Source organism: Tenacibaculum sp. Bg11-29 (genome assembly GCF_002836595.1).
Classification (GTDB): Bacteria; Bacteroidota; Bacteroidia; order Flavobacteriales; family Flavobacteriaceae; genus Polaribacter.
Genome location: NZ_PJBB01000003.1, coordinates 3,071,313 through 3,083,802, shown reverse-complemented (window position 1 = coordinate 3,083,802; position 12,490 = coordinate 3,071,313). Strand labels below are relative to the sequence as shown.

The 12,490-nt window shown below is 29.8% G+C and carries 11 protein-coding genes; all 11 read right to left on the bottom strand.

Features of this window, described 5'->3' with window-relative positions; genetic code table 11:
- Positions 1–13: 13 nt before the first annotated feature.
- On the bottom strand, positions 14–1,060 hold the full coding sequence (locus CXF68_RS14110; protein ID WP_101045720.1) for a M14 metallopeptidase family protein: 1,047 nt from the start codon (positions 1,058–1,060) through the stop codon (positions 14–16).
- A 2-nt stretch (positions 1,061–1,062) separates the two neighbouring features.
- Complete coding sequence (locus CXF68_RS14105; RefSeq protein ID WP_101045718.1) at positions 1,063–2,532, bottom strand: aminotransferase class V-fold PLP-dependent enzyme; 1,470 nt, start codon at positions 2,530–2,532, stop codon at positions 1,063–1,065.
- An 89-nt stretch (positions 2,533–2,621) separates the two neighbouring features.
- The gene (locus CXF68_RS14100) at positions 2,622–3,440 is read right to left on the bottom strand and encodes a hypothetical protein (protein ID WP_369800552.1); all 819 of its coding nucleotides are present in this window, start codon (positions 3,438–3,440) and stop codon (positions 2,622–2,624) included.
- Positions 3,441–3,472: 32 nt separating this feature from the next.
- A complete protein-coding gene (gene glmM, locus CXF68_RS14095) occupies positions 3,473–4,864 on the bottom strand; it encodes a phosphoglucosamine mutase (protein ID WP_101045715.1) in 1,392 nt (463 codons plus the stop codon).
- Between the two features lie 148 nt (positions 4,865–5,012).
- Positions 5,013–6,788: a 30S ribosomal protein S1 gene (rpsA, locus tag CXF68_RS14090; protein ID WP_101045713.1), complete on the bottom strand. Its 1,776-nt coding sequence runs from the start codon at positions 6,786–6,788 to the stop codon at positions 5,013–5,015.
- A 195-nt stretch (positions 6,789–6,983) separates the two neighbouring features.
- The gene (locus tag CXF68_RS14085; RefSeq protein WP_101045711.1) at positions 6,984–8,060 is read right to left on the bottom strand and encodes an NADH:flavin oxidoreductase; all 1,077 of its coding nucleotides are present in this window, start codon (positions 8,058–8,060) and stop codon (positions 6,984–6,986) included.
- Between the two features lie 165 nt (positions 8,061–8,225).
- On the bottom strand, positions 8,226–8,888 hold the full coding sequence (locus CXF68_RS14080; RefSeq protein ID WP_232771663.1) for an alpha/beta fold hydrolase: 663 nt from the start codon (positions 8,886–8,888) through the stop codon (positions 8,226–8,228).
- The gene (locus CXF68_RS21035; protein ID WP_232771662.1) at positions 8,864–9,178 is read right to left on the bottom strand and encodes an alpha/beta fold hydrolase; all 315 of its coding nucleotides are present in this window, start codon (positions 9,176–9,178) and stop codon (positions 8,864–8,866) included. Before CXF68_RS21035 ends, CXF68_RS14080 begins: the two co-directional genes overlap by 25 nt.
- Positions 9,179–9,239: 61 nt before the next feature.
- Entirely contained in the window at positions 9,240–10,817 is a 1,578-nt protein-coding gene (locus CXF68_RS14075) for a GMC family oxidoreductase (RefSeq protein WP_101045709.1), read from the bottom strand.
- Positions 10,818–10,930: 113 nt separating this feature from the next.
- Positions 10,931–11,587 (bottom strand): sterol desaturase family protein, encoded by a 657-nt coding sequence (locus CXF68_RS14070; RefSeq protein WP_101045707.1) that lies wholly within the window; start codon positions 11,585–11,587, stop codon positions 10,931–10,933.
- Between the two features lie 105 nt (positions 11,588–11,692).
- Entirely contained in the window at positions 11,693–12,466 is a 774-nt protein-coding gene (locus tag CXF68_RS14065) for a hypothetical protein (protein ID WP_101045706.1), read from the bottom strand.
- Positions 12,467–12,490: the final 24 nt, after the last annotated feature.

Genomic DNA, 12,490 nt, shown 5'->3' with positions numbered 1-12,490 from the left:
TCAGTTTTTCGGATTATTTGTTAAATTCTTTATGAGCTAAGTATTCAGATAAATCGCCTTCTTTTTCCTTAGTTAAAATCAGTGCAAATTTACTATTTTCTAATTTCTCAACATACTGATATGCGACATCTTTTTCATTATTTTTTGCTCTATAAATAACATCATAGAAGTTCTTGATATTGTTTGGAATAGATAAATAATCTGAGTAATTTTTAAAACTTTTTGATGCCGATATATGATAAATTCCTTGTAAAAGCGCGTAGAAATTATATTTCCTTACCATCTCACGATCGTAATCATTCGGATAATGACCTGCTTCTATTAAAACTGTATTGTATCCTAACTTCTGAAAGTTATCTCCTGTAGCTGTTGGATAAAATTCATCGGTATAACGACCAATATAATTTGGTATTATTTGTTGCAATAATTCGTTCATTGAAATAATTACATTCATCGTTTCTTTACGACCATTTGTAATATTACGCGTTTCTTCTTCTGAAGGTGCTAAAAACGAAATAGTCGCAGGATTTTCAGTACCTTCTACTCCAAAAATAGTTCTTTGGTCATGTAGGTTAAAACAGAAATCTGGCTTAAATTCATCTAATATTTCTCGTAATAATTTACTCTCTTTAGCACTCAAATCAACAGCATCCCTATTCAAATCAACTCCATTTGCATTAATTCGAGTGTAGGCCTCTGCCCCATCAGGATTTAACATCGGAATAATTGTAATAGCACAATTATTTAAAATTGAGCTAACAATATCATTCTTTGCGTAAAGTTTAAGAAAGTTTAAGAAATCAAATACAGCTTTGGTTCCGGTACTTTCATTACCGTGCATTTGACTCCAAATAAGTATTTTCTTTTTTCCGTTACCTAACTTAAGACGATAAATTTCTCTATCTTCTTCAGATAAACCTATTACTTCAGAATTAACATTTGATTCTAAATCAGCATAAAGAGGCTTAATATCTTTTAAAGTAATATACCTACCTGTTATTTTTTCTTCTTTTATTTTAGAATAACTATTTTCTAAAAAAACGGTATTTAATAAACTCATATTTATAAGGTAAACCAATCAGCAATTAATTTCTTTTCTATGGGCTCTGAATTAATATGAGAATAATCATTCTTAATTACATCATATTTATAATCTTTTGACCATTCTTCAATATTTTTAGTTAAAGTTTTTAATGAATTACATATAAACTCTACTTCTTTATTTGTAATTGTTGGATGTACAGATAAACGAACCCATCCAGGTTTTTCAGTATTACATCCTTCCGAAATTTGATCTTTTATTTTGTTTGAGGTGCTAAAATCTACATTTAATAAAAAATGACCGTAAGTTCCAGCACAAGAACAACCACCTCTAGTTTGAATTCCGAAACGATCATTCAATAATTTAACAACTAAATTAAAATGATACTTTTCATAATAAAAAGAGAAAATACTTAACCTATCTTTATGGTTTGGGGCTAATATTTTTACGCCTTCAAGATTTTCTAAACAATTAAAAATAGTTGGATTAATTTCATCTTCACGTTGTTTCATCTTATCAGTACCCATTTGGTTTTTTAACTGAATAGATAATGCAATTTTTATAGTTTGTAAAAATGCAGGTGTACCTCCATCTTCACGTGTTTCAACATCGTCAAAATAATCATGGCCTCCCCAAGGGTTTGTATAACTTACAGTACCTCCTCCTGGGTTATCAGGAACCATATTCTTATATAATTTTTTATTAAAAATTAAAACACCTGAACTTCCTGGACCGCCTAAAAATTTATGTGGAGAAAAGAAAATCGCATCTAAATATTCACCTTCTTTTTCTGGATGCATGTTCATATCAACATAAGGTGCTGAACAAGCGAAATCTACAAAACATAAGCCTCCATATTTATGAATTAATGAGGCTACTTTATGATAATCCGTTTTTATACCTGTTACATTAGAGCCTGCAACGATTGAAGCTATTTTTATAGGTCTGTCTAAATATTTTTTTATAGTTTCTTCAAACATTTCTAAACAAACTAATCCAGCTTCATTACATGGTACCACAGCAACATCAGCAATAGTTTCTATCCATGAAGTTTGATTAGAGTGATGCTCCATATGACTAACAAAAACAATAGGTCGTTTTTCTTCTGGAATTTGTGTATGTTCTTTTAAATTTTCAGAAACTTTTAACCCTAAAATTCGTTGAAATTTATTTACAACTCCTGTCATTCCAGAGCCTTCAGTTATTAATATATCATCTTTTGATGCATTAACGTGCTGCTTAATAATATTTCTAGCTTCATGATATGCTAATGTCATAGCTGCTCCTGATGTTGAAGTTTCAGTATGTGTATTAGCTACGAATGGTCCAAACTTATTTAATAACTGATTTTCAATTGGCATGTATAATCTACCACTTGCGGTCCAATCGGTATATATCATTTTTTGCTCACCATATGGTGATTGATATGTTTGATTAACTCCAACAATGTTTTTTTTAAACGTATCAAAATACTGTTCTAAATTTATCATCTGGTATTGTTTATGTAGTCTAAAATTAAAGTTATACAAAGAGGCATGCTAAATATTTGTAATATAAACTTATTTCTAATTGCTGTTTATTAAAGCCTAAATTTACCTCCTATTAAAATAGTATTCTCAAAAAAGTAAAAACTTTGCGAAGCACTATCTACAGGGCTAACAGATGTTTTAATATCTGGCATATATATATACCCTCCTTTAAGATCTGCTTGTATAAAAAAGTGTTTCAAAAAAGTAATATTTACCCCAGCTCCAATAGATGCGCCATAACCTGATAAATGAAAGTTATCATGCCTTTCTTTACCTAGTAGCGTTGTATCTGTTCTTGGATATAAAACTCCAACTCCAAATCCTTCAGTTAAGTTAATTTGTAAGTTTTCTAAATCTAGTCCAAACCAACGACTAACATCATCAAAACGTTTTAATTCAATATTTACATAATTTAATCCATCGGTATGTTCAAAACGTAAAAAATCTTCAGCTAGCTTTATACTTTCACCATTATATGTACCATCATATTTAGAATTACCTATATTAATATTTCCTTTAACAGCTACGTCTTGATCATTTATCATTACATATTTCATATGATCGACACCAATAGAAATAGTATAATTTTCTTTAAAGAAATAACCAATTCTATAATTATTTTGAGGAATAGTTACTCTACCTGGATTAAAATAATCATTAAATGAAAATTTTGTTTGTCTATCTTGTGCTTTTACATTAGATAACGTAAAATCATAATTTTCTCCTTTAAAATGGATATCAGAATCAGTATAACTAGCCCAATTCCATCCCCAATACACGAAAAACTTTCCTTTATTGGTAACTTTCTTTTTTTGAACTTCGTTTTCTAGTTCCTGTCCTACCATTATTGATGTTGCTAACAACAACATTAATAAACTGATTGCTCTTACTTTCAATTTTCTTATTTTATTATTTGTTCAATTTCTGTTATAAATCGTTCTGCAAGTGTATCTGCATTTTCTTGACTTGTACTTTCTGTATAAATTCTAATAATTGGTTCGGTATTAGATTTACGTAAATGTACCCACTCATTTTCAAAATCAATTTTTACACCGTCAATTACATTAACATCTTCGTCTTTATATTTAGAAGCCATTGTTTCTAAAATTTCATCAACATTAATTTGCGGTGTTAATTGTATTTTATTTTTACTCATAAAGTAACTCGGATATGAATCTCTTAATGCTTTACAAGACATTTTTTTATGCGCTAAATGAGATAAAAATAAAGCAACACCTACTAATGAATCACGACCATAATGAGATTCTGGATAAATAATACCTCCATTTCCTTCACCACCAATAACAGTATCAGTGTCTTTCATCATTTGTACAACGTTTACTTCACCAACAGCAGAAGCTGTATAAGTTCCTCCATGTTTTTCTGTTACATCACGTAATGCTCTTGAAGATGATAAGTTAGAAACTGTATTTCCGCCTCCTAGTCTTCCTAAAACATAATCAGCACAAGCAACTAAGGTGTATTCTTCACCAAACATAGAGCCATCTTCAGATATTAACGCTAAACGATCAACATCAGGATCAACAACAATACCTAAATCAGCTTTTTTCTTTACTACTAATTTAGAAATATCAGTTAAATTTTCCTTTAAAGGTTCAGGGTTGTGAGGAAATTGACCATTTGGTTCACAATACAACTCAACACATTTAACACCTAATTCTTTTAACAACGCAGGAATAAAAATTCCTCCTGTAGAATTAACACCATCAACAACTACTTTAAACTTTGCTTTTTTAATAGCTTTTACATCTACTAAATCTAACTTTAAAACTTCTTTAATGTGTTTTTTTAAATATTTTTTATTTTTTCTATAACTTCCTAAATCGTCAACTTCTGCAAACTCAAAATTTTCATTGTCTGCTAATTTTAAAATTTCTTCACCATCAGCACCATTTAAAAACTCTCCTTTTTCATTCAATAATTTTAAAGCATTCCATTCTTTAGGATTATGAGAAGCTGTTAAAATAATTCCACCATCTGCTTTTTCTAGCGGTACTGCAACTTCAACTGTAGGTGTTGTAGATAAACCTAAATCAATTACATTAATACCTAAACCAACTAAAGTATTTGCTACCAAATTACTTATCATTTTACCAGAAATACGAGCATCTCTACCAATAACTACTTTTATCTTCTTAGCTTCTGGATTTCTTTTTATTATGAATGCTCCGTAGGCTGCTGCAAATTTAACTGCATCAACAGGTGTAAGGTTTTCACCTGTGTTACCTCCTATTGTTCCTCTAATTCCTGAAATAGATTTTATAAGTGTCATAGTATGTTCTAAATTTTAATACAAATATAATGGTAATAAAGAAATTAATGGTGGATCACCATAATTTTAACTGTAACATTAGTTACATAAAAAACATAAAAAAACCGCTACTTGAGTAGCGGTTTTAAAAGTATATGATTTCAGGAAATTATTTCCCTTCCATTTTTCTTTTTAATTCAGCTAATCCACCAATATCTCCTAAAGTAGTTTTTTCTACATCAGCAGCTTTTTTAGCAGCAACTTTAATGTTTCTCTTTTCTTCTTCTCTAAAGATAGAAGTATGAGAAGCAACAATTCTACGGTATTCTTTACTAAATTCAGTAACGATGAACTGTACAGTATCACCTTTTTCTAATTTAGTACCGTCTTCTTTCTCTAAGAAACGAGTTGGAGCAAATGCTTCGATTTCATCAGTAAAAGTTACTGTTGCACCTTTATCATTTTTCTCTTTGATCGTACCTTCATGAGTAGAACCGATTGCATACGTAGCTTCATGAGCATCCCAAGGGTTATCTTGAGTTTGCTTGTGACCTAAGTTTAACTTTCTGTTCTCAACATCTAATTCTAATACTTGAACATCTAATTTATCACCAACAGTTACGAAATCTGATGGGTGCTTAATTTTCTTAGTCCAAGATAAATCAGAGATATACACTAATCCGTCAATTCCTTCTTCTAACTCTACGAATACACCAAAGTTAGTGTAGTTACGTACAGTACCAGAATGAGTTGAACCTACAGGGTACTTAGTAGTAATATCTGTCCAAGGATCAGGATGTAATTGCTTCATACCTAATGACATTTTACGATCTTCACGATCTAATGTTAAGATTTGAGCTTCTACTTCGTCACCAACTTTTACGAAATCTTGAGCAGAACGTAAATGAGTAGACCAAGACATTTCAGAAACGTGAATTAATCCTTCAACACCTTCTTCAACTTCTACGAATGCACCATAATCAGCTAAAACAACAACTTTTCCTTTTACTTTATCTCCAACTTTTAAGTCAGTATTTAAAGCTTCCCAAGGATGAGCAGATAATTGTTTTAAACCTAATTGGATTCTAGATTTGTTATCATCAAAGTCTAAAATTACAACGTTTAATTTCTGATCTAATTCAACAACCTCATTTGGATGGTTGATACGAGACCAAGATAAATCAGTAATGTGTACTAATCCGTCAACACCACCTAAATCAACAAAGACACCATAAGAAGTAATGTTTTTAACAACACCTTCTAATACTTGTCCTTTTTCTAATTGACCGATAATTTCACGTTTTTGATCTTCTAAATCAGCTTCAATTAACGCTTTATGAGATACTACTACGTTTTTAAATTCGTGGTTGATTTTCACAACTTTGAATTCCATAGTTTTTTCTACATACTGATCGTAATCTCTAATAGGCTTCACATCAATTTGAGAACCTGGTAAGAATGCTTCAATACCAAATACATCAACGATCATACCTCCACGAGTTCTACACTTAACAAAACCGTTAACGATTTCACCAGTTTCATGTGCATTGTTAACACGTTCCCATGCTTTAATTACACGCGCTTTTTTGTGAGATAATACTAATTGACCAGAAGCATCTTCTCTTTTGTCAACTAATACTTCTACTGTATCACCAACAGTTAAACCTGGGTTATAACGAAATTCGTTTAAAGAAATTACTCCTTCTGATTTAGAGTTGATATCAATAATCGCATCTCTTTCAGTAATTCTTGTTACTAAACCTTCGATTACATCACGTTCGTTAACGAAACCTACTGTACCTTCTAAAGCTTGTTCGAATTCTTTTAATTTAGATTCATCAACTTCATCAATACCTTCTTCGTATTTATGCCAATTAAATGTTGCTAAAAATTCTGCTGGGTTTACTGTTACTGCCTCAGCAGCTGTGTTTTTTTCTTCAGACATGTCTGAACTAGTTTTTGTATCTTTTTGTTAGCCAGATTATTAACAACACTAACGCAAAGAGAAATTAAACTTATATAAATTTGTTTTTCACCTTTTATAAATCTGTTCTCGTAAAAAGGCGTGCAAATTTACGCTTTTTTATTTAAATAACCTATAAAGGTTATGATTTTAAGTAAGTTGAATATTTAAAAACAGTTAGTTTTCTACAAAATTATCCCAGCGCTTTAAATACTTTATAAACTTTTCACTTAAACCTTCTTTCTTAAGTAGCGTTTCAGAAACAGGTGTTTTAATTGGGGTGAAATTGGGATTATCTATAACTAACTTAGGAAAGTTATGATGTAATATTGCCGAAGTACCTATAGAAACAAAATCTACTCCAGCATCTAAAATTTTTTGAACCTCTACCCCATTGCTAATTTTTCCAGCAACAGTCCATTTTACATTTTTAAAATCTAAGTTTTTAAAATGCTCTAATAGTGTACTATTTTGATATTTTTCATCATGTGGTAACTTAAAACAATCCCATAAAGAGATATCTAAAAAATCTATATTTCCTTTATCTATTAGCTGTTTACAAACCCATTTAACTTCTTTAATATCCATTCCGAATCTTTCTGGAGATAACCGCACTCCAAGTAAGAATGATTTACCACAAGCTATTCTAATTGCGTCTACAATTTCAAATAACAAACGAGCTCTATTTTCTAGCGAGCCACCATATTCATCAGTTCTTTTATTTATTTCTGAACTTAAAAATTGCGTTAAAATATAGCCATGAGCTCCGTGAACTTCTACCCCATCATAACCACATTTTTTAGCACGAACAGCCGCAGCTATAAAATCATCTCTCAGCTGTTTTACTTCAGTTATAGAAAGAGCACGAGCATTATTTTCACTATTATCAGAAGGGCAAACAGGTCTTTCATCTAATAATTCTGAAGGAGAACGCATTCCTGCATGATGTAATTGAATTACAGCTAAGCTTCCTTCTTTTTTAATATTTGTTGTTAATCTTGTATGTCCTTGATTTAAACTATCATTAAAAATACCTAATTGCCCTGAAAATCCTTTTCCTATTTTCTGAACATGAGACGCGCAAGTCATAACTAAACCAAAACCTCCTTCAGCTCTCATTGTTAACCATTTAAATTCTTCTTCAGATAGTTCTCCATTCTCATGGCTTTGCCTATTAGTTAATGGAGCTAGCATAAATCTATTTTTCATAATAGATCCGCAAGAGAAAGTTATTTTTGAATTTGATTTTGTCATAGTATAATATTTAACAGAAAAACAGATGATAATTTAAAAAAGCAATATTTTTAATCTTTAATAAAATAGATTTATTTTTATTGGTTTTTCTCTAAACAAAACTAATTGAATAAAATTTAGATAGTGCTATTTCTATCATAAATATAGAGGTATAAACAGTATAATCTACTGTCCGTTTTTTATAAACTGAAATACAGGTTTTAAACTTTCAGTAGGATTTTCTTCCATTGGTGTATGTCCTGTATTTTTTAATATCGTTAAGGTGTTATTAGATAAGTCTTTCTGAAATTTATATGCATTTGATACTGGAATTAATAAATCATTTGCTCCCCAAAGGATAAGTGTTGGCTGCTTAATAAGGTTAATTTTAGTATATGAATTTGCTTTTATAAACATATTAAATCGATCTATAAAAGCCTGACGGTTACCTTTTCGCAATGTTAATTCAAAATATCTATCTATTAATTTATCTGTTACTTTTGCAGTATCAAAATAAACGTTTTTAATACTCGATTTCACTAAAAAACGTGGTGTAACAAAGGTAAATAGTTTGTTAACAATAGGTGCTTTTGCTAATTTAAAAGCTATCGGAACACTTTTAGATTTTAAAGGATATCCAGCAGCATCTATTAAAATTAATTTCTCTACCATTTTTGGTTGTTCTAAGCAGAAGTTCCAAGCTATTTGTCCTCCTAAAGAATTACCTGCTAATATGCATTTCTTAACACCTATCTTTTTTAAAAAACTATTTAAAAAATTTGTGTAATTTTTCATTGAATAATTACGATTAGGAAATGCACCGGTTAAACCATAAGCAGGAAGATCCATTCTGATAACTCTATTTGTTTTTTTAAACTATTGGTCCATGCATCAAAAGTATGTAAGCTCGACCCGGTTCCGTGAATAAGCACCAAAGGAATAGAATCGTTTATAGTACCTTCATCTCGATAATGCACGTCCATACCATTTATTGAAATGAATATTGAAGCTGCGTTGGTGTATTTTGTTTTCAATTCATTTAACGGAATATCACTATACCCAAAGAAGAGTATCACACTAATGATAATTAGTATTGAAACAATGAAAATAACCTTCATTATTTTTATCAGGTATTTCATTAGTTTATTATTTTTAAATGATAAATTTTATTAAAATAAAAATAAAGCAATGTGATTAACATTATAATTCGTTTTTAGCAGGTATTTGATCCATTGCTCGTTCTGCAATTGCTGTTATTGATAAAGAAGGGTTTACTCCAGGGTTTGCTGAAATCATAGAACCATCAATAACATACATGTTTTGATATCCGAAAACTTTATTGTTTTTATCTATTACTCCTTCCGAAGCATCTTCTCCCATTACTGCGCCTCCTAAAACATGCGCTGTTGACGGAATACCAGCAATTGTTTCTAGCACAAATGAAGTACTTACTCCGTTTATTGCTTTACTATACTCATCTACTAGTTTACGAGACTCTTTTATAAATGGACTCGGTTTTTTTCCTGTGCTAACTTTTGAGCTCATAAAACCCAAAAAATTTCTCTTAAATAATAGTGTACTGTCTAAAGTTTGCATAAAAAGAAGTACCACTGTTTTTTTTGCCCAACTATTCGTTACGTAAATTTTAAAATACTTCGTGGGTGATTTCACTAAAGACACAAATATCATTGTTAAGCGAGATAATACATTATTATTCGTAACATAAGGTAAATGCAAAAATTTCCATGCGTTAGAACCTTCTGCGTATCTAACTATCTCTAAATGGCTATTTTCATCGGTGTCTAGAATACTTCCTATAGCTACACCTTTCGAGTAATTTTTGTCTTTTTCGAGACCAGATACACTTACCAATGTTTCATTGTTAGTTCTTATATCCTGTCCTACTCTATTTGAAATGTTCGGCAATGAACTTTCTTTTAACTTTAGTAAAAGCTTTATAGTACCTAATACACCTCCAGAAAAAATAACAGCAGTGCTTTTAATTTTATTTTTCTTTGTAAAGAATTTTGTACTAGTTTTTAGTGCTATTTCATAGCCAGTAGCTCCATCTTCAGCATTTATAGGCTTTACATCATACACCTCATTCTCTGCTATTATTTGTGCTCCATACTTTTGAGCTAAATATAAATAGTTTTTATCTAAAGTATTTTTAGAATTATTTCTACAGCCTGTCATGCAGGCACCGCAAAAATTACAACCAGTTCTTTCAGGTCCCAAACCATTAAAATAAGGATCGGGTTTTGTTACATTTTCTTCTCCAAAATACACCGCTACGTTAGTTGCATCAAATTTATTTTTGATATTTAGTTTTTGAGCAACTTTTTTTAAACCTAAATCAGCATCAAATAATTTAGGGTTCTTTGCTGCTCCAAGCATTTTTAGAGCTTCGTTATAATAAGGTGTTAATTCATTCTCCCAGTCATTAAGTTTACTCCAGCTGCCAGTTTTAAAAAAGGTTGATTTAGGTATTGGTAATGTATTGGCGTAGACTAAAGAACCACCACCAACACCTGTTCCTGAAACGATTGCAACATGCCTAAAAATGGTTAATTTCATAATACCGAAAAATCGCAAACTAGGCATCCAAAGCCATTTCTTTAAATTCCAGTTTGTTTTAGGGAAATCTTTAGGTTTAAACCATTTTCCTTTTTCGATAACTAAAACCTTATAGCCTTTTTTTGATAATCGCAAAGCACTAACTGAACCTCCAAAACCACTTCCTACAATAACATAATCATATTCTTCTTTTAAATTCACTTATAACCATTTTAAGGATCTGGTTAAAAACAGATAACATTCGATAGCAAGTTAAAAGAATTTATAGTAAGAATCAAGCTGTTTTATTTCCAATATAAATTGAATTTATACGGCTATGCTTCTTTTGTTTCTGTTTTAAAAACCTTATCCCATAGTGCCGTATAAAATCCATAGTTTTTATTATTTAACTCATGGTGTTCTTTATGAAAAGCGTTCGTTGTAAAAATTAAAAAGAATCGCCTGCTTTTTTTTACATTTAAATGTGTGATTACTCCATAAAACCAATTAAAAATCAAAAAGAATATAAAACTATAAAGGTTAAAAGAAAATAAGATAGTTATTGTAGTTAGTAACAACCCAAAAAATATAGACTCCCAAGGAGACATGTAGTACAAACTAACAACATTAAATTTAACTGAATGCTCATGATGCTTAGCATGAATACTTTTTAAGTAACTAATCGTATGAGAAAGCCAATGTAGTACATACATTAAAAAATCCATTAACAAAAAAACTGCTATAAACGATACTAAAAAGTTATTATTAGAAAATACAATTATTCCTTTAGACCATAATAAATAACCAGGAATGGCTATTAAAATATTTATGCCTAATGTTAATAAAGAATAAAAAAACTCTTTTTTAGATGTGGTTGTTTGGTGCTTGAATGTATTATCCCAAATTTTACTTATAAGTATATTTAATATGTAAGAGACTATATTAGCTACTACCAATAGAGTGAAAAATATAAAAGGTTCTTTTAGATTCATTTAGGTTAGGATATGTTCTATATCTTTTTAGTATGAGTTTAATTGATTTATCAGTGTTTAAAAGTATGGTTAGTGAAAAATTGAAACAACTGATATATCTTTTGTTTAATTTATTTCTGTCAATAATCTTAATTGACTATGACACCAGTCAGTCTCTTTCTTTATTAAGTTGTCAATTTTTCTTTCATATTCAATTTCTGATAATTTTGAAATATTATACTCATGCTCAAAATTATTTCTGATTGAAGTGATTAAAGTTAAGTGAGCTTGTTTTGCTATTGTTGTTAAATCTGAATAAATTTCACCTTTATTAATTTGATTACAAATATTTTTAAATTTATAGAAAACATGAGTATAATCGCTTGAATCAAATAAATCGTCTCCCTTAAATACTAAAATACTTGTTGATTTTAAATTCTCTATATTCACATTGATTATTGTTTTTCTTGCTTTAACTAAATGTGAAGTCAAACAACTTGGCCAAGTAGGTTCAGGAGAATACCATAAAAGAGACCTTTCTAAAACTATAGTTATAAAATTAAGCAAAACATTATTATTAGAAGATTCTATTTTTAAATCAAAATTGTTCTCTAATTCTGATTTTTGATAGCAAAATAAGTTAATTAGTTTTAAGTGAGGTTTAAATAATTTGAATTTAGAATTTTCTAAAAACCATTTTAAAACTTCTGATTTTGAATCAAAAGATATACACAGATAAAATAATCGTATAATATCATTTCTTACTGCCCATGGATAGTTTAAATTAATATCAGGTATGTAAATGCTAACCCAACTATACCTTTTTATTAATGTATGTTTCTCTATATTCAAATATGACCAATCCGAAACATTATATTTTTCTATTAATTCACTTAGCATAGAAATTGATAAGATTTTTTATTA